Source organism: Dactylosporangium sp. NPDC051541 (assembly GCF_044454505.1).
GTDB lineage: Bacteria > Actinomycetota > Actinomycetes > Mycobacteriales > Micromonosporaceae > Dactylosporangium.
The window spans coordinates 83,215-107,063 of the sequence record NZ_JBITDU010000008.1 but is presented as its reverse complement, the minus strand read 5'-3'; the positions used below and the strand labels follow the sequence as shown (position 1 = coordinate 107,063).

The 23,849-nt window shown below is 70.8% G+C and carries 21 protein-coding genes and 2 pseudogenes; 14 read left to right on the top strand and 9 right to left on the bottom strand.

All coding sequences use genetic code 11. The features are described from left to right. The first annotated feature begins 138 nt into the window (after positions 1–138). From ACIA8L_RS32275 to ACIA8L_RS32255, 5 genes and pseudogenes are all read left to right on the top strand, one after another. Positions 139–1,129, top strand: a pseudogene (locus tag ACIA8L_RS32275) (NAD(P)-dependent alcohol dehydrogenase). An 87-nt stretch (positions 1,130–1,216) separates the two neighbouring features. After that, positions 1,217–1,927, top strand: a pseudogene (locus ACIA8L_RS32270) (ABC transporter ATP-binding protein); the annotation flags it as partial. A 539-nt stretch (positions 1,928–2,466) separates the two neighbouring features. Further along, on the top strand, positions 2,467–3,219 hold the full coding sequence (locus ACIA8L_RS32265) for a hypothetical protein (RefSeq protein WP_395910371.1): 753 nt from the start codon (positions 2,467–2,469) through the stop codon (positions 3,217–3,219). A 436-nt stretch (positions 3,220–3,655) separates the two neighbouring features. Beyond that, a complete protein-coding gene (locus tag ACIA8L_RS32260; RefSeq protein ID WP_395910928.1) occupies positions 3,656–5,005 on the top strand; it encodes a sensor histidine kinase in 1,350 nt (449 codons plus the stop codon). After that, positions 5,002–5,673, top strand: coding sequence for a response regulator (locus tag ACIA8L_RS32255; protein WP_395910370.1), 672 nt, complete (start codon positions 5,002–5,004; stop codon positions 5,671–5,673). Before ACIA8L_RS32260 ends, ACIA8L_RS32255 begins: the two co-directional genes overlap by 4 nt. A gap of 256 nt (positions 5,674–5,929) precedes the next feature. On the opposite strand, the gene ACIA8L_RS32250 is transcribed toward ACIA8L_RS32255, so the two are convergent. From ACIA8L_RS32250 to ACIA8L_RS32230, 5 genes are all read right to left on the bottom strand, one after another. Next, positions 5,930–6,787, bottom strand: coding sequence for a cytochrome c biogenesis CcdA family protein (locus ACIA8L_RS32250; RefSeq protein WP_395910369.1), 858 nt, complete (start codon positions 6,785–6,787; stop codon positions 5,930–5,932). Positions 6,788–6,789: 2 nt separating this feature from the next. Further along, positions 6,790–7,383, bottom strand: a complete 594-nt coding sequence (locus tag ACIA8L_RS32245) for a redoxin family protein (RefSeq protein ID WP_395910368.1) — start codon at positions 7,381–7,383, stop codon at positions 6,790–6,792. Between the two features lie 85 nt (positions 7,384–7,468). Further along, positions 7,469–7,687 carry a hypothetical protein gene (locus tag ACIA8L_RS32240; RefSeq protein WP_395910367.1) on the bottom strand — a complete coding sequence of 73 codons (219 nt, stop codon included), beginning with the start codon at positions 7,685–7,687 and terminating at the stop codon, positions 7,469–7,471. A gap of 182 nt (positions 7,688–7,869) precedes the next feature. Next, positions 7,870–8,670, bottom strand: coding sequence for a hypothetical protein (locus ACIA8L_RS32235; protein ID WP_395910366.1), 801 nt, complete (start codon positions 8,668–8,670; stop codon positions 7,870–7,872). Positions 8,671–8,789: 119 nt separating this feature from the next. Next, on the bottom strand, positions 8,790–11,078 hold the full coding sequence (locus tag ACIA8L_RS32230) for a hypothetical protein (RefSeq protein WP_395910365.1): 2,289 nt from the start codon (positions 11,076–11,078) through the stop codon (positions 8,790–8,792). Positions 11,079–11,423: 345 nt separating this feature from the next. Between ACIA8L_RS32230 and ACIA8L_RS32225 the strand changes: the two genes are divergently transcribed. After that, a complete protein-coding gene (locus tag ACIA8L_RS32225; protein WP_395910364.1) occupies positions 11,424–12,293 on the top strand; it encodes a hypothetical protein in 870 nt (289 codons plus the stop codon). Here the strand turns inward: ACIA8L_RS32225 and ACIA8L_RS32220 are convergent. Continuing rightward, entirely contained in the window at positions 12,280–12,696 is a 417-nt protein-coding gene (locus tag ACIA8L_RS32220) for an NUDIX domain-containing protein (RefSeq protein WP_395910363.1), read from the bottom strand. The two genes, ACIA8L_RS32225 and ACIA8L_RS32220, sit on opposite strands and share 14 nt — an antisense overlap. Positions 12,697–12,758: 62 nt before the next feature. Here ACIA8L_RS32220 and ACIA8L_RS32215 point away from each other — a divergent pair, with 62 nt between their 5' ends. Continuing rightward, positions 12,759–13,457 carry a GntR family transcriptional regulator gene (locus tag ACIA8L_RS32215; RefSeq protein WP_395910362.1) on the top strand — a complete coding sequence of 233 codons (699 nt, stop codon included), beginning with the start codon at positions 12,759–12,761 and terminating at the stop codon, positions 13,455–13,457. Here the strand turns inward: ACIA8L_RS32215 and ACIA8L_RS32210 are convergent. Both ACIA8L_RS32210 and ACIA8L_RS32205 read right to left on the bottom strand, forming a co-directional pair. Beyond that, entirely contained in the window at positions 13,430–13,819 is a 390-nt protein-coding gene (locus tag ACIA8L_RS32210; protein WP_395910361.1) for a DUF6069 family protein, read from the bottom strand. The genes ACIA8L_RS32215 and ACIA8L_RS32210 overlap by 28 nt on opposite strands. Beyond that, positions 13,816–14,442, bottom strand: coding sequence for a TetR/AcrR family transcriptional regulator (locus tag ACIA8L_RS32205; RefSeq protein ID WP_395910360.1), 627 nt, complete (start codon positions 14,440–14,442; stop codon positions 13,816–13,818). Before ACIA8L_RS32205 ends, ACIA8L_RS32210 begins: the two co-directional genes overlap by 4 nt. Before the next feature lie 136 nt (positions 14,443–14,578). Here ACIA8L_RS32205 and ACIA8L_RS32200 point away from each other — a divergent pair, with 136 nt between their 5' ends. The 7 genes from ACIA8L_RS32200 (at position 14,579) to ACIA8L_RS32170 (ending at position 22,245) form a co-directional block, all read left to right on the top strand. Further along, complete coding sequence (locus ACIA8L_RS32200; RefSeq protein WP_395910359.1) at positions 14,579–15,904, top strand: MFS transporter; 1,326 nt, start codon at positions 14,579–14,581, stop codon at positions 15,902–15,904. Further along, positions 15,901–16,290 (top strand): hypothetical protein, encoded by a 390-nt coding sequence (locus ACIA8L_RS32195; protein WP_395910358.1) that lies wholly within the window; start codon positions 15,901–15,903, stop codon positions 16,288–16,290. The genes ACIA8L_RS32200 and ACIA8L_RS32195 overlap by 4 nt, the downstream gene beginning before the upstream one ends. Further along, positions 16,275–18,095, top strand: a complete 1,821-nt coding sequence (locus ACIA8L_RS32190) for an extracellular solute-binding protein (RefSeq protein WP_395910357.1) — start codon at positions 16,275–16,277, stop codon at positions 18,093–18,095. The genes ACIA8L_RS32195 and ACIA8L_RS32190 overlap by 16 nt, the downstream gene beginning before the upstream one ends. 192 nt (positions 18,096–18,287) lie before the next feature. Then, positions 18,288–18,869, top strand: coding sequence for a hypothetical protein (locus tag ACIA8L_RS32185; protein ID WP_395910356.1), 582 nt, complete (start codon positions 18,288–18,290; stop codon positions 18,867–18,869). A gap of 27 nt (positions 18,870–18,896) precedes the next feature. Further along, a complete protein-coding gene (locus ACIA8L_RS32180; protein WP_395910355.1) occupies positions 18,897–19,475 on the top strand; it encodes a hypothetical protein in 579 nt (192 codons plus the stop codon). A 543-nt stretch (positions 19,476–20,018) separates the two neighbouring features. Then, positions 20,019–20,225, top strand: coding sequence for a hypothetical protein (locus ACIA8L_RS32175; RefSeq protein WP_395910354.1), 207 nt, complete (start codon positions 20,019–20,021; stop codon positions 20,223–20,225). A gap of 109 nt (positions 20,226–20,334) precedes the next feature. Then, positions 20,335–22,245, top strand: coding sequence for a family 43 glycosylhydrolase (locus tag ACIA8L_RS32170; RefSeq protein ID WP_395910353.1), 1,911 nt, complete (start codon positions 20,335–20,337; stop codon positions 22,243–22,245). Here the strand turns inward: ACIA8L_RS32170 and ACIA8L_RS32165 are convergent. Then, complete coding sequence (locus ACIA8L_RS32165) at positions 22,224–23,837, bottom strand: sodium:solute symporter (RefSeq protein WP_395910926.1); 1,614 nt, start codon at positions 23,835–23,837, stop codon at positions 22,224–22,226. The two genes, ACIA8L_RS32170 and ACIA8L_RS32165, sit on opposite strands and share 22 nt — an antisense overlap. Positions 23,838–23,849 lie beyond the last annotated feature (12 nt).

Here is a 23,849-nt window from a genome sequence, read left to right as displayed (position 1 = left end):
CGTCGGTGCGTGAACTTGTCGTCTTCGCTCATTGCGACGCTGGGGCGGTGAGGCTCGGACTTTCGGCCGCCGTTGGTGCGGGAAAGCTCCGGCCCTTGTGTCGATGAGCGACTGCTGCGCGAAGCCGACCATCGATGCATGAAGGCGATTGTTCAGGAGCGGTACGGCTCCGCGGAGCAGCTGCGGCTGTGCGAGATCGACCCGCCCGCCCCGCGCGACGGCGAAATCCTGGTCCGGGTCCGGGCGGCGGCGGTCAACGCGCGGGACTGGCACATCATGCGCGGCGATCCATACCTGGCCCGGCTCACGTTCGGCCCCGGACCCCGCGCAACACGGTCCGGGGCAGCGACTTCGCGGGCGTCGTCGAGTCCGTCGGCACGAGCGTCACAACATTCAAACCCGGCGATGAGGTGTACGGTGACCGCCGCGAACAAGACGGCGCGTTCGCTGAGTTCGTCTGTGTTCCGATCGACTCCTCGCGCACAAACCGGCAGGACTGACGTTCGAACAAGCGGCGGCGGTACCGCTGGCCGGCACCACGGCCTTGGCCGCGCTCCGGGACTTCGCCAAGCTCGAGCCGGGCGAGACGCTCCTGGTCAACGGCGCTTCCGGTGGCGTGGGCACGTTCGCAGTACAACTGGGAAAGGCTTTTAGAGCAACGGTCGCCAATGTGTGCAGTGCGCGCAATCTCGGCTTGGTCACCGAGCTCGGGGCCGACGACGTCATCGACTACAACCGGGACGACTTCACCCGGGCCGGGCCGCGGTACGACGTGATCCTCGACCTGGTCGGCAACCGTTCCCTGCGTGAGCTGCAGCGGGCCCTGACCGCCAACGGGCGCGCGGTCCTCGCCGGTGGCGGGGTCTCCGGCGGCGGCCGGCCGACCGTGTTCGGGCCCCTGGGCCTGGTGATCCGGGCGACCCTTGCGGCGAAGCTCGGCAATCGCCGCATCATCCAGATGGCGAACGTCCCGCCGAGCACGGAGATGCTCACCACGCTGCGCGAGTATGTCGAGTCAGGCGTGCTGGTCCCGGCCGTCGACCGGACGTTTCCGCTGGCCCGGGCCGCGGACGCGGTGCGGTACCTGGAAATCGAGCACGCCCGGGCGAAGGTCGTCATCACGGTGTGACGTACGACCAGAGTCGTACGTTCCTGCACGATTCTGACCGACCTCGGACGGATTCGCGCGGCCGGTCGAGTCCATAGCGTCGAAGGCATGATCGAGGTTGACGGGCTGACGAAACGGTTCGGGGCCGCGACCGCCGTGGACGGACTGTCGTTCGTCGTGCGGCCGGGGCGGGTCACCGGGTTCCTCGGGCCGAACGGGGCCGGGAAGTCCACGACGATGCGGATGATGATCGGGCTGGACCGGCCCACCGCGGGAAGGGTGCGGATCAACGGGCGGGTGTACCGCGATCACGCCGCCCCGCTCTGCGAAGCGGGCGCGCTGCTGGACGGGCGGTCCGTGCACAAGGGACGGACGGCGCGGCAGCACCTGCTCGGGCTGGCGCGCACGCACGGGCTGCCGGCGGCGCGGGTCGAGGCGGTTCTGGAGCGGGTCGGTCTGGCGGCCGTCGCCGATCGGCGGGCCGGCGGGTTCTCGCTCGGGATGGCGCAGCGGCTGGGGATCGCGGCGGCACTGCTGGGCGACCCGGCGGTGGTGATCCTCGACGAGCCGGTCAACGGCCTCGACCCGGACGGCGTGCTGTGGATCCGGACGCTGCTCAAGGACCTGGCAGCGCAGGGCCGGACCGTGCTCGTGTCCAGCCACCTGATGAGCGAGATGGCGCTCACCGCCGAGCATCTGCTCATCGTCGGCGCCGGCCGCCTGCTCGCCGACGAGAGCATGACCGACATGGTGGGGCGAGTGCGCGGCGCACGGTGCCTCGTGCGGTCACCGCGCTTGCACGAACTGCGCGAGCTCCTCGATTCCCACATTGCGCAGCTACACAATCCGGACAGTGCACGGATGGTCGAACCGCACACTACGCAGCTGCGCGAGTCGGTCAGTGCACGGATGGTCGAACCGCACACTGCGCGGTTGGGCGAGTCGGACAGTGCACGGATGGTCGAATCGCACACTGCGCGGTTGGGCGAGTCGGACAGTGCACGGATGGTCGAACCGCACACTGCGCGGTTGGGCGAGTCGGACAGTGCACGGATGGTCGAATCGCACACTACGCAGCTGCGCGAGTCGGACAGTGCGCGGATGCCCAAACCGCACATCGCGCAGATGCGCGAAACGGACGGTGCGCGGAGGCGCGAGTCGGACGGTGCGCAGCCGGGCGGTGCGCGGATGCGCGAAACGGCAGACGGGCTGGAGGTCGAAGGTGTCGACGCCGCGGTGATCGGGGAGTTGGCCGCGCAGCACGGCATCGCCCTGCACGAGCTGACGACGCATCGACCGTCGCTGGAGAACGCTTACATGGAGCTAACGCGCGGGAGTGTTGAATACGGGGTGGCGGCGTGAAGGCCGGGACGAGCTTCCGCCGGATCGTTCACGCGGAATGGGGGAAGTTCTGGGCGTTGCGCTCGACCTGGCTCGTGTTCACCGTCGTCGGCGTGCTCGCGATCGGGCTCGCGGCGGCGATCGGCGCGTCCGCCGAGGAACACAAGCCGGAGCAGGCGTTTCTGGCGATCGATGTCTTTTCCATTGTGCTCGGAGTGTTCGGGATGGTGATGGTGACGGGTGAGTACGGCTCGGGGTTGATCCGGGCGACGTTCGCCGCGGTGCCGCGCCGGCTGCCGGTGCTGTGGGCGAAGGCCCTCGTCCTGGCGGCGGCCGCGGCCCCGCTGATGCTGGTCGTCTGTGCGGCGTCGCTGCTGGCCGAATACGCGTTCACGCCCGCCGTGGACCGGTTCTCGCTCAGCGATGACGGCCTGGTGCGGGCCACCCTCGGCGCCGCCGCCGCACCGGTCGCGCTGGCGCTGCTGGGCCTCGGGATCGGGGCGCTGCTGCGGCACACGGCGGCGGCGATCACCGTGTACGTCCTGTCGATGCTCGTCCTGCCCGCCCTGCTCGGCGCCGTGCTGCCCGCGGATGTGGCCGACGACGTGGTGCGGTTCGTGCCCGTCGCCGCCGCGCAGGCCATGTACGCACTCCCGGGCGGTGAAGCCTCACGCTTCCTGTCGCCCGGGCCCGCCGCGCTGGTGCTGGCAGCGTGGGTGGTGACCGTGCTCGCCGCGGGCGGTGCCGCGCTGCGCCGACGGGATCCCTAGCCGTGCCGGGGACAGAGCCGCGCCGGGACATCGCGTCGACGGGATCCGTAGCGGTGCCGGGTTCGGGGCTGCGCGGAGACGTCGTGCCAGGGGGATCGGTAGCCGTGCCGGGCCCCGTGGCGGTGCCGGGTTCGGGGCTGCGTGGAGACGTCGTGCCGGGGGGATCGGTAGCCGTGCCGGGCCCCGTGGCGGTGCCGGGGTCGGGGCTGCGCGGAGACGTCGTGCCGGCGGGATCGGTAGCCGTGCCGGGCCCCGTGGCGGTGCCGGGGTCGGGGCTGCGTGGAGACGTCGTGCCGGCGGGATCGGTAGCCGTGCCGGGCCCGTGGCGGTGCCGGGGTCGGGGCTGCGCCGGGACATCGCGTCGACGGGATCGATCGCGGTGGCGGGGTCAGGGCCGCACGGGGACGTCACGCCGGCGGGGTCGGTAGCGGTGGCGATGGCGGGGCTGCGGCGGGACATTGCGGTGGCGGCTGCGGTCGCGGCGGTGTGCGCGATCGTGCTCACTGGGCGTACGGGGGCGACGCAGCACGGCGGTGATCTGCTCGACTGGGTTGCCTGTGTGCTGTTGCCGGTGCCGCTGATCTGGCGGCGCCGGGCCCCCAATCTCGTGCTCTGGGGCAGCGCGGTTCTGCTCGTCCTGGTCGGGCCGGCGCAGATCGAGTCGCCGGCTGGGCTGTTCGTGCCGCTCACGGCGTTGCACGCGGTGGCCCGGCACCGGCCGGCGCGGTTCGTGTGGGCGGGGGCGGCGGCGGTGATCCTGCCGGGCTGGCTCAACCGGCTCGACGACGCGTTCCCGTGGACGGCGTTCGCGGCTGTGACCGCGGTGACGGTCGTGACGGCGCTCATTGGCATCAATCAGAGGACGCGGCAGGGGTACCTCACCGCGCTGGAGGACCGCGCCCGCCGGCTCGAGCTCGACCGGGACCGGCAGGCCCGGCTGGCCGTCGCCGAGGAGCGCACGCGCATCGCCCGCGACATGCACGACATCGTCGCGCACAACCTGGCCGTCATGGTGGCCCTGGCCGACGGGGCCGCCGCGACCGTCCCGGCCGACCCACTGCGCGCCGCGGACGTGATGCGACAGGCGTCGGCGACCGGCCGGCAGGCCCTCGACGACATGCGCCGGCTCGTCGGCCTGCTCCGCCGGGGTACCGCCGGCGCCGAACGGGCCCCGCGACCCGGCTTCGACGACCTGGACGAGCTCGTCGACGGCGTGCGGGCGGCCGGCCTGCGGGTCGACATCGTGCGGGAGGGCACGCCGGGGCCGTGGGGTCCCGGGGCCGGCCTGGTCGTGTACCGCATCGTGCAGGAGGCGCTCACCAACACGCTCAAACACGCGGGGCCGGACGCGCGGGCCGAGGTGCGGCTGCGCTACGGCGACCAGCACGCCGACCTCACCATCCGCGACGACGGCGGCGGCAGCGGTGATGGTGACGGCAACAGCAGAGGCGGAGGTCGTGGTGGTGGCAACAGCGGCGCCAGGGGTGACGGTGACGGTGATGGTGACGGTCGGGCGGTGGGCGGGTCAGCTGGTGTTGACCGGCATGGGCTGGCCGGGATGCGGGAGCGGGCTGCGGTTTACGGTGGGCGAGTCGAGGCCGGGCCGCGGTCCGGGGGAGTGGGCTGGCAGGTCAGCGCGCATCTGACGTTCGAGTTGCCGGTAGGTGGCCGGATGGACCGGGCGGGGGCTGCGGGCGCGTTCGGTGATCCGGCCGTCGAGCGGACCGGCGCGGCGATGCGGGACGAGGAGATGCGGGGCCAGGAGATGCGGGGCGTGGAGGCATGACGGTGTCGGTGTTGCTGGTCGACGATCAGCCGCTGCTGTCGCTCGGGTTTCGGCTTGTCCTGGAGGCGCAGCCCGACCTGGCCGTCGTCGGTGAGGCGGGCAACGGGGAGCAGGCAATCGCCATGACCCGGGCGCTGCAGCCTGACGTTGTGCTCATGGATGTGCGCATGCCGGTCATGGACGGTATCGAGGCGACCCGGCGCATCGTCGAGTCCGGTGTGGCCGCGCGGGTGCTGGTGCTGACGACGTTCGACCTGGACGAGTACGTGTATGCGGCGCTGCGGGCCGGGGCCAGCGGGTTCCTGCTCAAGGACGTGCCGCCGCACGACCTGGTGACCGCGATCCGTTCGGTCGCCGGTGGCCATGCGGTGGTCGCGCCGGCTGTGACCCGGCGTCTGCTGGATACGTTCCGGCCGCACCTGCCGGACCCGGCGACCGGGCGGACGGTTCGCGACGAGCGGCTCGACCGGCTGACCGAACGGGAACGCGAGGTGCTGACCCACGTGGCCGCCGGCCGGTCCAACGCCGAGATCGCCGCGGGCCTGCGCCTGTCCGAGGCGACGGTCAAGGTGCACGTCGGCCGGCTACTGGCGAAGCTTTCGCTGCGCGACCGTGTCCAGGTCGTCGTGTTCGCCTACGAGCACGGCCTGGCCGGACCGCACAGGTGAGCACGACCGCACAGGTGAGCACGACCGCGCAGATGAGCCCGACCGCGCAGATGAGCACGACCGAGCACGAGCGCGCAGATGAGCACGACCGAATCGGTGAGCACGACAGCAACCGGCGACGACCCGCGTCATGCTGCCGCCGGAGCCCAGCGGGAGCAACAACGCAGTCTGAGCAGCCTCAGCGCCGGGAGCTGCACCAGAGCGGAAGCAGGTGGGGCTCGGCGGCGGTGCGGATCGAAGCGGGTGCTGGAGCGGGTTATCGCTGGCGGGTGGGGAGCGGCGTGTCTGTGGTCCGGGTACGGCTGAATGCCAGTGCGGCCACTAGGAGTACCACGAAAACTGCAGTAACAACTGTCACGCCGGCCGCGTCCAGGCCTCCGGCCAGCCACTCCTGCACGTTTGCGGCGGCTCGGATCACCGGGTCCCGCAGGGCGCGCGGGCCGTCGGTGGCCAGGCGGAGCTCATACCAGCCGTAGTACGCGACGTACGCGCCGGTGAGCAGCATGAGCACGCCGGCTGCGCGGTTCAGCAGCGGGCCGGACCGGCGGACGCGAGTGAGCAGTGAAGTGTGCAGCAGGGCGACGGCCAGGGCGGCGGCGCCGACGACCGAGCCCATGCCGGCGGCGTACGCGACGTACAGCGTGATGCCGTCCACTGTGGACGACGCTTGGGCGCTGGACACGACGATGGCCAGGAACGGGCCGATCGTGCAGCTCAGGGAGGCCAGGGCGTACGCCGCGCCGAAGAGCACCATCGACGGCAGTGAACGCGTCAGGGCTGGGGCCCGCGACGGCCGCCACGGCAGCGCGGGCAGGCGGCGGCCGGCCGTGAGCCAGGCCCCGAGCACGGCCAGGAGCAGGCCGAACCCGATCGTGAACCACGGCAGCCGCTCCGGGAGCCAGCCGAGAATCGGGGTCAGGGCCGCGCCGACAAGACCGAACACGCCGACGAACCCGATGGTCAGGCCGAGCGTGCTCAGGAGTGCACGACCGACCGCGCGCCGCCGCGACTCGCCCTCGTCGATGACGAGCAGCGACAGGTACGCCGGCAGCAGCGCGAAACCGCACGGATTGACCGCGGCGAGCACACCGGCCGCGAGCGCCAGGAGCAGCATGCTCAGTGCTGATCCAGATAGGCGACCCATTGACCAAGCGTGACGGTGTCCTGGTACCCGTTCAGCTGGATCTTGCCCTTGCGGTCGATCATCACGAAGAAGCTCTGCTGGGTCACCCCGAACTTCCGCCAGATCGCGCCGGCCGAGTCCTTCACGTGCGTGACGTTGCCGACCTCGCCCTCGGCGATGAACTCGTTCATGGCCTTCGTGCTCTGGTCCAGCCCGGCGATCCCGACCATGGCGACCTTGCCGTTGTACTGTTTGGCCAGGTCGCCGACGGTCGAGGCCTGGCCGAGGCAGACGGCGCACCACGGCGCCCAGAACCACAGCACGACCGGCCGGCCGGCGAACTTCGCGGCGTCGAACGGTTGCCCGTCGAGGGTGGTGCCGGTGAACTTGAGCGTGTCGGGGACGACCGCGGGCACGGCCGGTGCCGTCGCCGAAGCGGAGGCCGTGACCGGCACGACCGGCCCGTCCGAGGCGGCCGCGGCCTTGGCGTCGAACTTGGGCGCGGTCGCGTGGCCGGAGCCACCGCACCCGGCCGGCAACAGCACCAACGCCGCGAGGAGCACGGCCACGACCGGTCTGACGCGCATGCGAGCCCTCCCTGGAGGAATCTGTCCGAGAGCTCGTACGGAGCCGGCGGCGGCAAAGTTCAGCCGCGCCCGCGTTCAGCCGCTCCTAAGGAACGGTCTTCTCGATCGCGGCCGGCCCGAGCTCGTCCAGCTCCTGCTGAGCGCGGCGCACGTTCTCGGGCGTGGCGTCGCGCCCCTCGGCCACCGCCAGATCCTCCGCCGTCCACTCCTGCTCCGCGCCCGTCCGGGCCTCGTGCTCGCCGGACGCGTCGACGGTGCGCGCGGCGGCCGGTGTCCCCGAGATGATCGGTGTGTTGTCGTCCATACGGCAGCTGTACCCGACCAGGCCCGACCTAAGCCCCGCGGTCCGCTGACCGGGCCTGCCGCCGATCGCTGACTTTCTGTGGTCCCGCGGCCACGATAAGTATCGTTGATGGGTGGCAGCACGCCGGTGATGGGAGCGCATCACCGGCGGTACTGCAGGCACTCGTCAGGGGCTTCCACGCGTCAGCCGATGAGTTCGTAGACCTTCGGGGTTGCCTCGGTGGCGCTGGTGGGGGCGGTCACCGGGAGTACCGAGCCGAAGCCGGTGAACGTCAGCTGGGTCGACAGGTCGGGGTCGACCGCGGCGCCGTCGATGGCGAACGTCGTCAGGCGGCCCTGCTCGTCGACCATCGCCGTGAACGGCAGGGACTTGGCCTTCGCGCCGGCGTTCTTGAGCGTGCCGTCCGACGGGGCCATGATGCCGCCGACGTCGGTGACGTCGATCGTGCCGGTGAAGTGGGTCTTGTCCGGCCGAGTGACCTCGACGAGGCCGGTCAGCAGCTCGGTGACGCCGATCTCCGGGTCGCCGTCTTCGTCGACCGGGTGGGCGGTCTCGGTGATCTTCGTGCGGTCGATGTGCAGCCACCCGCCCGGCTGCAGCTCGTACTCCTTGTTGAGCATGTCGCCGAAGTCGGCCTTCAGCCACAGGTCCGGCTTCACGACCGTGTAGGCGAGCGACATGTGCGTGGTGCTGCCCGTGCCCAGGTCGACGTCGCCGCCCATGTCCAGGACCGCCGCGTGGGTCTTGGGGTCGACGCGGCCGCCGCCGGTCATGTCGCCCTGCTTGAGCGCGAAGTTGTACGCGGTGGTGTCCAGCGCCTTCCCCGCCTCGGTCAGCGCCTCCTTCGGCGGGAGCGGCGGCTTGGACGGGGTCGGGGACGCCATGGCCTTGGCCTTCGCCGGCGCGGTGGTGACCGACGCCTCGCAGCCGGCCAGCGCCCCGAGCGTGAGGGCGCCGGCGAGTACAACCGCTATGTGTTTCATGGTCTGGTTCTTCCTCCGGGTTATGGGCCGCCGGCTTGCGCGGTCACCAGGAGGGTAGGAACGGCGACTTGCAATTCGCTTTGGAACGACTTGTGCTGTCGGAAAAGCGGCACTGTGCATCAGGGGCAGGCGTCGGCCAGTTCGTGTAGTTGCGCGGCTGTCCATCGCTGCTCGCCGTGCCGGTTGACGAGGACGAGTTCGGCCATCGCGGGCTGCCGGTTCGGGCACAGGGTGTCCGCCGCGACCTTGACGTTGCGCGGGTCGTGCAGCACGCGGGCGAAGCCGGGGCGGTCGAGGTCGTGCTCGGGCCGGGTCGGCTCGAGGTACACCACGAGGACCGTGGCCAGGCCGTCCGGCGCGGCCGCGGGCTTGTCCGGCAGCAGCCGGTCACCGGTGACGGCGGCGAGCCGGTAGACCTTGTTGGACGTCGTGTCGATGACCGTCGGTGTCTGTTCGTCCAGCCGCAGCCGCGCGTTCGGGTCGTTGCGGAGCAGGTTCGCGGCGAACTCGAGCGCGCGGCGGAACGGCAGCTGCAGCTGGGCGTCGGCGGCACCGGAGGCATTGCGCAGGATGCCGGTGAGCGCGTCCAGGTTCTCCACGCGGCCGGCGCCGGTGATGGCCTGGACCTCGGGGATGAGCTGGCCGGCGATCGTCAGGTCGAGTGCGGCCAGGAACCGCTCCCGGTCCTGCGCGTTCAGCGACGTCCGGCCGCGGGTCATCGCGTCGGCCGCACCCAGCAGCACCGTCTGCAGGGCCGGGTCGAGCTGCGCGACCTTCGGGGACTTCGACGGGTCCAGCTGCAGCGCGGCCAGACGTTGGCGCGGAGCGGGGTCGAGACCGTCGAGCGATGGGCAGTACACCTGCGCGTTCTTGCTCTGTTGGCCGGAAGTCGTGCGCACATAGCTCATCGACGGTGTCGAAACGGACTGGCCGGGGTCGAGCACGCCCAGGTGCGCGCTGACCGGCGCCATGCCCGGGCTCACCGTCGCGATCGCGGTGATGTCGCACGGCGCGTTGCCCTTGTTCGTCACCTTCACCGTCCACGAGCACCGGTCACCCGAGCAGGCTCCGTCGTTCACCTGCGTGCCGAACGCCGGCGCGGTCAGCCGCACGTTCGCCTGCGACGCCGGCGGCGCGGGCGCACCGGGCGCCGCGGCCTTGTCCGGGGGCGGCAGCACCTCACCGACGGCCTGCGTCACCTGGGACAGGCTCGCATCGTCCGGTGTGGACAGTGTGACACCGACATAAGGCGGCACGTTGTACGGCTGGTACGCGGGCACAAACCGCCCGCCGGCCGAGTCCGGCACTGGCAGCAACCGTCCACTTAATGCGCGATAGCCGGCCGGTTGCAACGGCCCGAACCCGCTCAGATGTCCGCCGAACCAGACCGCCGTGCGCGGTTCGGTCCGCGCGAGCACCACCAGCCAGTCCCCGTTGTCGAGCAGGTCGGCGTCGCGGCCGAGCCACGGCACCGTACCCGCCGGCTTGGGATTGCCCGACGCCGCGAACCGCACCGACTCGGCCAGCCCCTTCGGGGTCAGCGCCTTGCCGATGTCGATCGGCAGGATGAGCCCGTCCTGCGGCAGCATCCACTTGTCGGCCAGCGCCGACGCCTGCGCCGGTGCGCGCCGCGACCACCAGCCGGCGTCCGCGCGCACCACGGTCCGGGTGCCGTTCGTGCGCACTTCGGCCCGCCCGCCGCCGGGATCGCTCACGATTCCGGTGCCAAGACCGTCCGCGGTCAAGGTGAACTCGGCGTCGACGAGTGTTCCATTGCGATCGCCGAAGGTCATTTCCGCATGGGTACCGTGCGCGCCGGCGATCGCGGCCACCGCGTCCTTGACGCCTTTCGCCGGCGAGTCGCTCGCGGACGACGAGCGCAAAGCGACATAACCGAGCACTGCGACGGCCGCGACCGCGACGACGATGCCGGCGGTGATGAGCGAAACGACTGTCCGGTTGCCCATGAGGTCGCGCGGAGGCTTCGGCGGCGCACTGGCCGGCGGCGGACTCCACACCGGCGGCGGGGCGCTGGCCGGCGGCGGCGCGCTGACCGGCGGCGGCGCGCTGACCGGCGGATACATCTCGACTGGCGGATACATCTCGACCGGCGGCTGTCTCGGTGCGGGTGCGAGCGCGGGTGCGGGCCGGGGATGGGGTGCGGGGGCGGGCGTTGGCGGCGCGCTGGTCGGCTGTAGGTCCCAGAGCGGCATGAGGTCCGAGGGGGCGTATCGATCCGGTGCCGCTTCACGCTCCGTGACCGGCAGCGTGTAGGAATCGTCGACTACGGAGAGTTCTTCCAGCTCCTCGACCGGCGCGGGCGGCGATGCGTGCTGCGGCTCGGGTTCGAGCGCCGGCTGCAGTTCGAGCGCCGGCTCCGGCTTCGGTCCGGGCTCTGGTCCCCGCACCGGTCCGGGCTCCGGCTTCGGTCCGGGCTCCGGTCCCCGCTCCGGTTCGGGCTCCGGCGCCGGCTCCGGTTCGGGCTCGCGTTCCGGCTCGAGTTCAAGCGCCGGCTCTGGCTCTGGTTTCGGCTCGGATGGGTCATCGGGCCGGAGCGGTGGCGCTGCCCACGGTGACGGTGCGTCGAACGGTGACGCCGAGTGCCGGCCGCCCCGTGTCCACGGCGACGGTCCGTTCGGTTCGCCGTCGCTCATCGCCGCCACCCCCGATGGTTACCGAACGTCGTCGATGCCGTGCGCAGCGATGGTACCGCGTGCCCGCTCGATGGAACCGGATGGAACGCGGGCATCGGCATGATCGAGGTCCAGCTCCAGCCGCCGCTCCCGGCCGCCCTGCAGGTCCTGCGCCGCTGGGCGCCCACCGTCGAGGTCGAGGCGGCCGCGGTGACGGCCCCGATCCAGTGGCTCTCCCCGTGGGACGAGCCGCCGTCGCCGGAGCAGGCGGCCCGGTACGCACGCCTCGAAACGCTCCCGGCGCGGGTGCACGTTTTGCAACGTCCGGCGGTCAATCGTTTCGGTGTCGCGCAGCCGGAGCGGGTGGCCGCGCTGTCGTCCTGGCTGACCGCGGGCGCCGCGGCGTTCCTGCCGCCGGACGAACTCACGCGGGTGTCGGAGTTGTTGCCGTACATCTGCGAGCTCTTCATCACGTGGATCGCCGTCGACCCCGATGTCCTGCTGCTGGACACGCCCGGCACGGCCCTGCATCTCCTGCACCGCACCGGCGACCGCACCACCCGCTTCACGTTCCGCGAGTCACAAACCCCGCCCGCGCCGTCCGGCGACGCGGTGGCTCAGCTGTTGGCGTTTGTACTGCCGATCAGCCCGTCCAGCGGCGTCGAGTTCACGACCCGCACGACACCCGGCGCACCCGATCCGGCGCTGGTCCCGGTCGACGAGCGCCAGGTCCGCGAGCTGCTGTACCGGGCCGTGTACATCCACGCCACCGCGATCGCCCACCCGGGCCAGGAGCTCGGCCGCCTGGCCGCCCGCCTGCTCCGCGACCTCCTCGACACCGCCGCTCACCTGGCCGGCCCGCCGACGACCTGGCGCACCACACCACTGCCGGCCCGACTGTGCTTCACCGCCGAGGGCGCACCGGCGACGATCGCCCTGACCGGCCCCACCCGCACCGTGTACATCGACTTCCTCGCTACAGCCGCCTGAGCTGGGCCGCCCCGGTGGCGGTGCGGGGGAGGAGGTGGTCGCGCAGGAGCGGGGCGAGGGCCAGGTCGCCCGGGCCGGCCGGGTCGATCCAGCGCAGCTCCTCGATCTCGGCCAGAGGTGCGACCGGGCCGGTCAGGGGAGCGGTGAACACGTCGGCGTCGACGGTGAAGCCGGCCTCGTTGGCGGCCGGGGCCTCGAAGCGGCCGACGTGGCCGAGCTGCGCGGTGCCGACCCGCAGGCCCAGCTCCTCGGCGAGCTCGCGGACCAGCGCGTCGGCCGCGGTCTCGTCCGGCTCCAGTTTGCCGCCCGGCTGCATGAACACCGTGGTGCCGCGCTTGCGCACGACCAGCCAGCGGCCGTTCTGGTCCTGCACGACGGCGGCGACGATGCGGAGCACGGGCACAGTGGCGAGACTAACCTGTGACAGATTGTTCAACGATCCGGCATTGTGCGATGCTGCTGTGCGTGACGCGTGCTGCTGCTCCCGGCGACTGGACCCTTCGGCTGGCGGATGATCGTGCGCAGCTCGACCGTGGGGGTTACGGCGAGCGGGTCGCCGATGTGCTGCGGGATCGGATCACTGAAGGAACCTTTCCGCCCGGGACCCGGCTCAGTGAAGAGGCGTTGCGCGAGGCGCTCGGCGTCTCGCGCAACACGCTGCGCGAAGCCTTTCGGTTGTTGTCGCATGAGGGGTTGCTGACGCACGAATTCAACCGCGGGGTGTTCGTCCGCGAGCTCACCGCCGAGGACGTGCGCGATCTGTACGCGATCCGGCGCATCCTCGAAGGGGCGGCGGTGCGCGGGGTGGCCTCCGCCCCGGACGGGGCCGTCGAGCGGGTCCGGGAGGCCGTCGAGTCCGCCGAGGAGGCGGCCCGGCGTGGGTCCTGGGTCGAGGTCGGCACCGCCAACATGCGCTTCCACCAGGCCGTCGCCGGACTGGCCGGGAGCCGGCGGGTCAGTGAGACGGTGCGGCGGCTGCTGGCCGAGCTGCGGCTGGTGTTCCTGGTGATGTCGGCACCGCAGCAGTTCCACGAGCCGTACCTGCGCACCAACCGCGAGATCTACGAACTGCTCGCGGCGGGCAACGCGAAAGCGGCCGACAAGGCCCTCGCGGTCTATCTGGACGCGGCCGAACGTCAGCTGCTGGACGCTTTCGAGCGCTGAGACGTCGCGTACAGCACCGGCACGAGCACGGCCGCGACGGCCACGTGCATCAGGCCGAGCGGGAACTTCGTGGACATCGGCGTGCCGGGATCGAGCAGGAGTGCGAAGGACAGCAGCAGTACTGCGAGCGACGCGATCGCCCAGACGACTCGGGCGTGGCGCGTGAGCCGTTCGAGTACCACCAGCAGCAGCCAGCCCAGGAGGGCCGAGGCGAGCGCCAGGAGCACGACCACCACCAGGTTCACGTCCAGCGGCGGGTCCTTCGCGTAGACGATCAGGTGGTGGCCGAGGCCCAGCACCGTGACCAGCCAGATCAGCGCCGGCGCGGCGACCGCCCCGAGGACGGCCAGGGGACGCGTCATGTGAGCGCGCCGTGCAGGAACAGGTCGACCAGCTCGGCCACGGTGAATTCGTGGGTGAACGGTGAGCGGCCGCGGGCGAACGTGAAGCCCAGGAACACGGCCGCGGCCTTGTCGGGGGTCAGGCGCAGGCGGTCCCGTTCGGGTTCGAACAGTTCCGCGACCGCGGCCTTCGTCGCCGTCTGCGACTCGTCGCGGCTGGTCGTGGCCGCGCGCAGGGTGTCCGGGGTCGGGGCCGGCCGCTGCATCGGGTGGCCCGACGAGTGCAGTGCGCCGATCACCGTGCCCATGCGGTCGAGGTGGGCCTGCAGCGCCTCGGCGGCCTCGGTCAGGCGGTCGGGCAGGGGCTGATCGAGCGAGATCGTCTCCAGATGTCGCAAGACGTTCGTCGGGTCCATGGCGCGCACGACGACCGCTTGCAACAGTTCGTCCTTGTCGGTGAAGACGCGGAAGATGGTCGCCTCGCCGATGCCGGCGGCGCGGGCGATCTGCGCGGTGGTGACCTTGCTGCCGTACTCCGCAACGAGCGGCAGCGCGGTCTGCAGGATCATGTCGCGGCGCTGTTCGGTGCTCATGCCCGGCGCGCGGCGCCGCGGCTTGTCGGGCTGTTCTGCGAGTTCCGTCATGCCGGCAACCGTACGGAGTGAGTACTCACTCCGTCAAGCGCGAAATCATTGATCGAGAGAAGCCTATTGCTCAATCGTTGAACAATCCTCTACCTTCAGGACAGGCCCCGCTCTGACGAACCGTTAGGAGCCCGACATGGCACACCAACCCGCAGCCCGGCAGTCGGCACCACGGCGGGTCATCCTCGCCAGCCTGGTCGGCACCTCGCTGGAGTGGTACGACTTCTTCCTCTACGGCTCGGCCGCCGCCCTCGTCTTCGGCAAGCTGTTCTTCCCGTCGTTCGAGTCGATGACCGCCACCCTGCTCGCGTTCGCCACCTACGCCGTCGGGTTCGTGGCCCGGCCGCTCGGCGGGATCGTGTTCGGACACTTCGGCGACCGCGTCGGGCGCAAGGGCGTGCTCGTCGTGACGCTGGTGCTCATGGGCGGGGCGACGTTCCTGATCGGCCTGCTGCCCACCTACGCCACGTGGGGCGCCGCGGCCCCGATTCTGCTGGTGACACTACGGTTCGTGCAGGGTCTCGGGCTCGGCGGCGAGTGGGGCGGCGCCGTGGTGATGACGATGGAGCACGGCGGGGACGAGCGGCGCGGACTCAACGCGTCGTGGCCGCAGGTGGGGGTACCGGCGGGCAATCTTCTCGCGGCCGGTGTGCTCTGGATCCTCAACTCGGTGCAGTCGGATTCGACGTTCCTGTCGTGGGGCTGGCGAGTGCCGTTTCTGCTGTCGGGGGTACTGGTCTTCGTCGGCCTGTGGATAAGGTTCGCGATCGCGGAGTCGCCGCGGTTCGCCGAGGTCGAGGGGGCTTCGGCGACGGCTCGGATGCCGCTGGTGGAGGTGTTCGCGAAGCACCCGCGGGGTCTGCTCGTGGCGATGGCCGCGCGCATCGGCACGGACGTCGCGTTCTACGTGTTCACGCTCTACGTGCTCACGTATGTCACCGGCACCGTGAAATTGCCGCGCGACTATGCACTCTCCGCGGTGCTTGTCGGCTCGGCGGTGCAGCTCGCGCTCATCCCGCTGTTCGGCGCGCTGTCCGACCGCATCGGACGGAGGCCGGTGTACCTCGCGGGTGCGGTCGGGGCGGCGGTGTGGGCGTTCGCGTTCTTCCCGCTGCTCGACACCGGCAACCGCGGACTGATCGTGCTCGCCGTCGTCGTCGCCCTGATCACGCACGCCGCGATGTACGGACCACAGGCGGCGTTCGTGGCCGAGCAGTTCTCGACCCGCCTGCGCTACTCGGGCGCGTCGATGGGGTATCAGATCGCCGGCATCGTGGGTGGCGCGCTCGCCCCTATCATCGCAGTCAAGCTCGTCGCTTCCACCGGCACCGCCACCAGTGTGTCGATCTACGTGCTGGGTGCGCTGCTGCTGACCGGCGCCGGGCTGGCGTTCGCCCGTGACGACCGGCCGGACAAGACCGAGCCGGCCGCACCCCAGATCACCTCGGAGGTACCGGCATGACCGCCCCCGTCACCCGCGAGCGGCCCCGCGACGTCTGGACCGCCTCGCTGCTGCTCTGCTTCTTCGGCCTGCTCGGCGTGCTCCTCGGGCTGTTCATCGTCAGCCTGCTGGCCGACGAGGACGACACGCCCGGCTATGTGATCGGCCTGTTCTACGCCAACGTCGTGCTGGCCGCGGCCGAGATCGCCGCCGGCGCGTTCGTGTTCGTCGGCAAGGAGTGGGCCCGCCGCGTCGCCATCGGCGTCTGTGTCCTCAATGGACTCGGTGGCCTCGTCACGCTCACGTCGGGCGTCGTGCTGCAGGCGATCGTCGGCATCGTGCTCAACATCGCGATCATCGTGACTCTCAACAAGCCGGAAGTGAGGAACTGGTGCCAGCCGGACTGAGGCGCCGGACGCCACTGGCGGCGGCGATCGTCGTGGGGGTGGTCGCCGTCGCCGGGACGTACGCGTGGCTGCGCCCGAAGTCCGAGGCGGACGACGGGTTCGGCGGCAACCACGACCGCGCCGACTGCGTGCAGATCGAGGTCAGCGCCTCCACCGAGAAGGGCGACCTCCTGGCCGAACTCGCCCGGAAGTACAACGACGCCGGACGCGCATTCGGTGGTCGTTGCGCCGGCGTGTCCGTGCACAAGAAGACGTCGGGCGCGGCCATGGAGGCCCTCGTCACCGGCTGGAACCCGGAGCGCGACGGCGGCCCGGCCCCGCAGGTCTGGGCGCCCTCGTCGTCGCTCTGGCTGGGCCTGGCCCGGGAGCGGGCCTCCACAATGGACAGGACCGCGCCGCTGGCCGACACCCCCGGCGCCGACGCGCCGTCGATCGCGCAGAGCCCGCTGACCATCGGGATGCCCAAGCCGATGGCCGAGGCGCTCGGCTGGCCGGACAAGCCGCTCGGCTGGGCCGACGTGCTGAAGCTGTCGGCCGACCCGCGGGGCTGGGGCGCGCTCGGGCACCCGGAGTGGGGCAAGTTCACGCTCGGCAAGGACAACCCGCACCTGTCGACGTCCGGTCTGGCGGCGACGGTCGCGGCGTACTACGCGGCCAGCGGCAAGTCCAGTGACCTCACCGCGGCCGACCTCGACCGCGCGCAGACCCGCGACTTCGTGCGCGGCGTCGAGGCGAGTGTCGTGCACTACGCCGACGACGCCGTGAAGTTCCTGGCCAACCTGGCCGAGGCGGACGCACAGGGCCGCGCGACCTCCTACGTGAGCGCCGTCGCCATGCAGGAGCAGCTGGTGTACCTCTACGACTCCGGCGCTCCGGACGGTGACCCCGGCCAGATCGGCAAAGGTCGCCGGCCCTCGGTCCCGCTGGTGGCAGTACACCCGAAAGACGGCACGTTGATGATGGATCACCCGTATGTGGTCCTGGCGTCGGCCACGGCCGAGCAGCGGGCGGCGGCCGCGGACTTCCTCGAGTTCCTGCGCCTGCCCGCGCAGCAGCAGCGCTTCGCCGACCTCGGCTTCCGCGACTACCAGGGCCAGGCCGGTCCGGCGCTGTCGGCCGCGATCGGACGGCCGGGCGGCCAGCCGCCGCTGTCCCTCATCGACCCGCCGGCCCCGGCTGTGCTGTCCCGGATGCTGGCCGGCTGGGACGATCTGCGCAAGAAGGCCCGGGTGCTGCTGGTCATCGACGTGTCCGGCTCGATGAACGAGTCGGCCGGGGGCGGGCGGACCCGGCTCGAGGCGGCGAAGGAGGCCGCGATCCAGGGTCTGCGGCGGCTGCATCCGGACGACGAGGTGTCGCTGTGGCAGTTCTCGACCGAGGAGGCCGGCGGCCCGCAGCCCTACTCGGAGGTCGTCCCGTTCGCACCGATGCGCGACAACGGACAGCGGCTGAGCGCGGCGATCACCGGGCTGCATCCGGAAGGCGGCACCGCGTTGTACACCACTGTCCGCGCCGCGCAGCACAGCATGCTCGAGCACTACGCGACCGACCGGATCAACGCGATCGTCGTGCTCACCGATGGCAAGAACGAGTACCCCCGGGACAACGACCTGGAAGCGCTGTTGCGCGATGTGAACGCCGACTCGCTCGAACGCTCGATCCGGGTCTTCGCGATCGCCTTCGGCGACAAGTCGGACCTCAAGACCCTGTCCAGCATCGCGCGCTCCTCGCGGGCGGCCGCCTACGACGCCCGCAATCCATCGACTATCAATGACGTGTTCATCTCGGTCCTGAGCAACTTCTGATGCCCCGCCGCGGGTCCGGGCGAGGGCCGCGGACGGGCATTGGCCAACGTGGCCAGGTCATCTCGGCGGCGGCATCGCCGCGGCGGCGATCCGGACGTGCGGGTCTCGACGTATTGCCCGGGATGTATACCCTCGCGGCGGCCCGGGTGTTCGTCCGGGTCCTCGGGCGCCGGCGGCGGAGGTGGTGACGACATGAGGTTCCTGCGTGGGCTGGCCGGCGCGGCGACCGTGGCCGTCGCCGGTGGGCTGGCTGTGTGGGCCGGGCAGATCGGCACCGCGGGCCTCTGGCGGGCGCTCTCGGCCTTCCTGGTCGGCGCCGTGGCCTGGGTGATCCTGACGTTCATCGCACCGCTGGTCGCGATCGACGAGGTCGAGGACAGCGGCTGTGCGCTCATCCTCCCGGCGGCCGTCCTGATCCTGGCGACGGTATCGCTCACCGAAATCGACATCGAGGTGCACGCCGGGCAGTGGAAACCGGTCGTCGTGATGCAGAAGGACTGTCAGTCGACGGACGATGGGTGCCAGTGGCGGTACCGGGTGCACGACGCCAGGACCGAAGCCGACCTCGGCTGGATCATGTGCGACAAGAATGTGCTCAACCCCGGCGACAATACGCGCATCCACGTCGAGCCGACCGGCCACCACGACCCCAACCTGGAGCCGTGCGCGCACACCTCGACCGCGTGGACGACGGGCCTGCACCTCGTCTGGGGCGTCTGGGGCGTCTGCATGCTCGTCGCGTTCCTGGCCGCGCTGTTCCGGCCCGGCCTCTGATGTCCGACGGGGACCGGTGGTGCTGACATGATCATGTTGCGTGGGTTCGGTGCGGCCGTGGTGGTCGCGGTCGCCGGTGTGCTCGCCGTGTGGGCCGGGCACATCGGCGCCGCCGGCCCCTGGCGTGGCCTCGGGGCGCTCGTCATCGCCGGGATCGCCTTCGCGGTCCTGGCGTTCGTCGTGCCGCTGATCGCGCTGGACGACTGGGAGGGCGCCGGCTGGCTGATGATGCTCCCGGCGCTCGTGCTCATCTCCGCCACCGTCTGGCTCACCGCCATCGACATCGAGGTGCACACCGGGCAGTGGAAACCGGTCGTCGTGATGGAGGAGAACTGCCAGTCGACGGACGGCGGCTGCGAGTGGCGATACCGCGTGCACGACGCCAAGACCGAGGCCGACCTCGGCTGGGTCACCTGCAACGAGGACACGCTCAGCCCGGGCGACCGCACGCAGCTGCACTATGACCCGGCCGGCCACCACCGCCCGAACCTGGAGCCGTGTGCCCACACCTCACCCGCTTGGACCACGGCCCTCCACGTGGTCTGGGGCGTCTGGGGCCTGGTCATGCTGGCCGCCCTCGCCGCCGCCTTCTGGCCAGAATGGTGAAGCCCATCGATTGACAAAGGCGAGATATCGACGTACAAAACTGTGAGAGCGCTCTCCAGTGTCCGCCCGGGCCGGCCGCCACCGACCCGGGCGGCCACGTCTCCGCGCGCAAGCCCGCGCGCACGCAGGCTGATCCACGACGACATGCACGACATGTGCGCGACGAAATGGGCGATGTGCACATCGCGACATGCACGACGCGTGCACAACGACATGCACGACGCGTGCACAACGAGATGCACGACGTGCGCACGCACGACGTGCACAACGCGTGCATGACATTTTGCGCGACGACACGGACGACGTGCGCGTGCCGACATGCGCAACGTGTGCGTGACGACATGCGCATGACGACGTGCGCGACGATGTGCGGATGTTTCCAGCGATCGACGCGCACGACGAGGGGCTGCTCGATGTCGGTGACGGGCATCGGGTGCATTACGCGGTCAGCGGCAACCTGGCGGGCCGCCCGGCGCTGATCGTCCACGGCGGCCCCGGCTCCGGCTCGTCGCCGGGGCTTCGCGGCTGGCCGGCATCCCGGCCGTGTTCATCCACGGCCGGCTCGACCTCGGCGGCCCGCTGGCGAACGCCTGGCGCCTGTCCCGTGCCTGGCCCGGGAGCGAGCTGGTGGTGATCGAGGGCGCGGGGCACACCGGCGGGCCGGCGACGACGTCGGCCATCCTCGCCGCGCTGGAGCGGTTCGGGAAAGCGGCAACGGACGGCGGAGGGTCAACAAAAAGCAACGTTTGACGGAAGTGGCCGGCCCGGGGGCGTTGCGAGTGCTTGACGGGGTCGTTGAGTTGTGTGCATCTTTGACGGAACCTGAGCGATCCCTCTCGATGCATCGGAGCCGCCACCGATGAGACGACGTCTGCTTGCCGGGCTTGCCGCCGGCCTGTTGCTCGCCGGCCTCGCGCCCGCGCTGCCCGCGGCCGCCGCGCCGCCGGACTACACCACCGCTGAGGCCGGGAACCCGTTCGTCGACGGGTGGTATGCCGATCCGGACATCGCGATCTACGACAATACCTACTGGGTGTTCCCGACCACTTCGAAAAGCTACGCCGAGCAGACGTACCTCGACGCGTTCTCCTCGACGGATCTGGTCACCTGGACCAAGCACGCGAACGTGCTCACCAAGGCGAACGTGTCGTGGGCGTCGCAGGCGATGTGGGCGCCGGCGCCGATTCAGCGCAACGGCAAGTACTACCTGTATTTCGCGGCCAACGACATTCAGACGAACTCGGCCCTCGGTGGGATCGGGGTGGCCGTCGCCGACAATCCGGCCGGGCCGTATCGGGATGCCATCGGGCGGCCGTTGATCGGGCAGTACTACAACGGGGCGCAGCCGATCGACCAGGACGTCTTCATCGACGACGACGGGCAGGCCTACATCTACTACGGCGGGCACGGGCATGCGAACGTCGCCCGGCTCAACGCCGACATGACCTCCATCGGCGCATTCCCGGACGGCAGCACCTACAAGGAGATCACGCCCAGCGGATACACCGAGGGGCCGCAGATGTTCAAGCGCAACGGCAAGTACTACCTGATGTGGTCCGAGGGCGGCTGGACCGGACCGGACTACTCGGTCTCCTACGCCATTTCGAGCTCGCCGCTCGGGCCTTTCACAAAGCTGGATAGGGTACTCGCACAGGACGCGGCGGTCGCGAAAGGCTCCGGGCACAACTCGGTCGTCAACATCCCGGGCACCGACACGTGGTACATCTTCTACCACCGGCGGCCGCTGAGCGAGAGCGACGGCAACCACCGGCAGCTCGCGTACGACCGGATGAACTTCAACGCCGACGGCACGATCGCGCGGGTCACGATGCGCGTCAAGGACAACTTCGCCGACGGCAACGCGCTCGGCTGGAAGACGTACGGCGGCGGGTGGAACGCGACGGGCGGGCGGTATCAGGCCGACAGTTCGCTGGGCGGGAAGGCGCTGCTGGACACCAACTTCGGCGACTTCAGCTACGACGCCGACGTGACCGTGACGGCCGGCTCCGGCGACGCGGGCCTGATCTTCCGGACCACGGGCGCGGCGAACGGGACGGACGCGTACAGCGGCTACTACGCCGGGATCAGCCCGGCCGGTCGCGTGGTGCTCGGGCGGGCCGCGAACAACTGGACGCAGCTCGGCACCGCGAACCTGACGGTCGCGGTGGGGACGACCTATCACCTCCGGGTCACCGCGATCGGTTCGTCGATCAAGGTGTACGTCGACGACCTGAACAACCCGAAGATCTCGGTCACCGACGCGACCTACGCGTCCGGGGCCGACGGCGTGCGGGTGTTCAACGCCGCGGCCGCGTTCGACAACGTGGCGATCGGCGCGCCCACCGGGCCCGGAACGAACCTGGCCCAGGGGCGGCCCGCGACCGGTTCGACGCCCTGCACATCGTCGGAGGGGCCGGAGAAGGCCGTCAACGGCAGCGTCTCCGGCGGCAACTCCGACAAGTTCTGCTCGTCCGTCGCGGGGGCCTGGCTGCAGGTCGACCTCGGCGCGACGAAGAGCATCAGCCGGTTCGAGGTCGCGCACGCGCAGGCGGGCGGGGAGTCGGCCGCGTACAACACGAAGGCCTTCACCATCGCGGTGTCCAACGACGGCACGACATGGACGACGCCGGTGAGCGTTACGAACAACGCGGCGGCGACGACGACACATACGGTCAGTGGCGTCTCCGCGCGGTACGTCCGGCTCACCGCCGGTACCCCCGAACAAGGCACCGGCGGCGCAGCCCGCATCTATGAGTTGCGGGTGTTCTGACGGACGTAACGCGGTGCGGCGTGGACGCCGGCCTGGCCGCTGGGAAGCCCGTCGAGGAGGTTCTCGAGGCGCTTCACCATCGGGTCGTCGGCGTCCGCGTCGTAGTCGTCCGGGCGGGTCTGGTCCTGGCCCGGGCGCACCCGCGCGGCCTTGAGCAGCAGGGTGCCGAACACCGCGATCGCGAGGTTCACAGCCAGTGCCACGATCCCGACGTACACCGGCCAACCGTTTATCGTCGTTATCGAGCCGCCGAAGTGCTCCTTGACGATCGTCCCGGCCGGGCCGACCTGGGGGATGCGATACAGCAGCACCACGCTGACCGCGAGGCCGACGACGAGGCCCGCCATCAGGGCCAGCCGGTGGAACCAGTTGGTGAGCAGGCCGATGAAGCCGGCCGGGATCGTCTGCAGGATGATGACGCCGCCGATGAGCTGCAGGTCGACCGAGAACGCGGGGTCGAGCAGCAGGATGCAGCCGACCGCGCCGACCTTGACGACCAGTGACGTCCAGCGGCTGACCCGGGCCTCCTCCGCCGGGGTGGCGGCCGGGCGCAGAAACGCGCGGTAGATCGAGCGCGTGAACGCGTTCGCGGCGGCGATCGACATGATCGCGGCCGGGATGAGCGCGGCGATGCCGAATGCGGCCAGGGCGATCCCGGACGACCACGACGGGAACAGGTTGTGGAACAGCTGCGGCATTACGGTGTTCAGATCGCGGCCCTGCGGGGTGACCCCCTGGGACAGGGCGAAAAAGCCGAGCATGGCCATGAGCCCGAGCACGAGGCAGTAGATGGGCAGTGCGGCGGAGTTTCGCTGGACCGTCGAGCGGTCCTTCGCGGCCAGCATCGTTGTGAGCGCATGGGGGTACACGAAGATCGACAACGCGGAGCCGATGACCAGACTGAGGTAGGCCGTCTGGCCCGCCGCGCCGCCGAGCACCAGCCCGTCGGACGGCGACGGCGTGGCGGCGAAGTGCGCACCGGCCTTGCGGAACGCGTCGCCCCAGCCGCCGTTCATGGCCACGATGAGCAGTGCGGCGACGACGACCCAGCCGAGCAGGACGTCCTTGGCGATCGAGAGCAGCGCCGGTGCGCGCAAACCTGAGCGGAACGTGCACAGCGCGATCACGGTGACGCCGATGAGCAGCGGCCACTCGCCCGCGAGCCCGACCGTCCGGAGCACGGCCTGCAGCGAGGCGAGCTGCACGGCGATGTACGGCATCGTCGCGGCGATCCCGGTCAGCGCCACGGCCGCGCCGAGCGCGCGCGAGCCGAACCGGGCCGCGGTGAACTCACCGGGCGTCACGAACCCGTGCCGGTGCGCGACCGACCAGGCGCGCGTGGTGAAGATGAACGACAGCGGCGTGACGATCGTCGCGAACGGGATGGCGAAGAAGCCCATCGCACCCACGCCGTAGGTCAGGGCGGGGACGGCGATGAAGGTGTACGCACTGAACATGCTCCCACCGAGCAGGAACCATGTCGTCCAGTTGCCGAACGCGCGCCCGCCGACGCCCCACTCCTCGAGCGAGTGGATGTCCCGCGGCCGCCGCCACCGCGACGCGCCGACGCCGAGCAGCAGCATCGCGCCCATGAGCCCGATGAA

Excerpts from the sequence above, each read along its gene's own strand:
- ACIA8L_RS32260 (WP_395910928.1), top strand. The coding sequence starts at position 3,656 with ATGGCGGGGCTGCGGCGGGACATTGCGGTGGCGGCTGCGGTCGCGGCG.
- ACIA8L_RS32255 (WP_395910370.1), top strand. The coding sequence starts at position 5,002 with ATGACGGTGTCGGTGTTGCTGGTCGACGATCAGCCGCTGCTGTCGCTC.
- ACIA8L_RS32250 (WP_395910369.1), bottom strand. The coding sequence starts at position 6,787 with ATGCTGCTCCTGGCGCTCGCGGCCGGTGTGCTCGCCGCGGTCAATCCG.
- ACIA8L_RS32245 (WP_395910368.1), bottom strand. The coding sequence starts at position 7,383 with ATGCGCGTCAGACCGGTCGTGGCCGTGCTCCTCGCGGCGTTGGTGCTG.
- ACIA8L_RS32240 (WP_395910367.1), bottom strand. The coding sequence starts at position 7,687 with ATGGACGACAACACACCGATCATCTCGGGGACACCGGCCGCCGCGCGC.
- ACIA8L_RS32235 (WP_395910366.1), bottom strand. The coding sequence starts at position 8,670 with ATGAAACACATAGCGGTTGTACTCGCCGGCGCCCTCACGCTCGGGGCG.
- ACIA8L_RS32225 (WP_395910364.1), top strand. The coding sequence starts at position 11,424 with ATGATCGAGGTCCAGCTCCAGCCGCCGCTCCCGGCCGCCCTGCAGGTC.
- ACIA8L_RS32210 (WP_395910361.1), bottom strand. The coding sequence starts at position 13,819 with ATGACGCGTCCCCTGGCCGTCCTCGGGGCGGTCGCCGCGCCGGCGCTG.
- ACIA8L_RS32205 (WP_395910360.1), bottom strand. The coding sequence starts at position 14,442 with ATGACGGAACTCGCAGAACAGCCCGACAAGCCGCGGCGCCGCGCGCCG.
- ACIA8L_RS32200 (WP_395910359.1), top strand. The coding sequence starts at position 14,579 with ATGGCACACCAACCCGCAGCCCGGCAGTCGGCACCACGGCGGGTCATC.
- ACIA8L_RS32195 (WP_395910358.1), top strand. The coding sequence starts at position 15,901 with ATGACCGCCCCCGTCACCCGCGAGCGGCCCCGCGACGTCTGGACCGCC.
- ACIA8L_RS32185 (WP_395910356.1), top strand. The coding sequence starts at position 18,288 with ATGAGGTTCCTGCGTGGGCTGGCCGGCGCGGCGACCGTGGCCGTCGCC.
- ACIA8L_RS32180 (WP_395910355.1), top strand. The coding sequence starts at position 18,897 with ATGATCATGTTGCGTGGGTTCGGTGCGGCCGTGGTGGTCGCGGTCGCC.
- ACIA8L_RS32170 (WP_395910353.1), top strand. The coding sequence starts at position 20,335 with ATGAGACGACGTCTGCTTGCCGGGCTTGCCGCCGGCCTGTTGCTCGCC.
- ACIA8L_RS32165 (WP_395910926.1), bottom strand. The coding sequence starts at position 23,837 with ATGGGCGCGATGCTGCTGCTCGGCGTCGGCGCGTCGCGGTGGCGGCGG.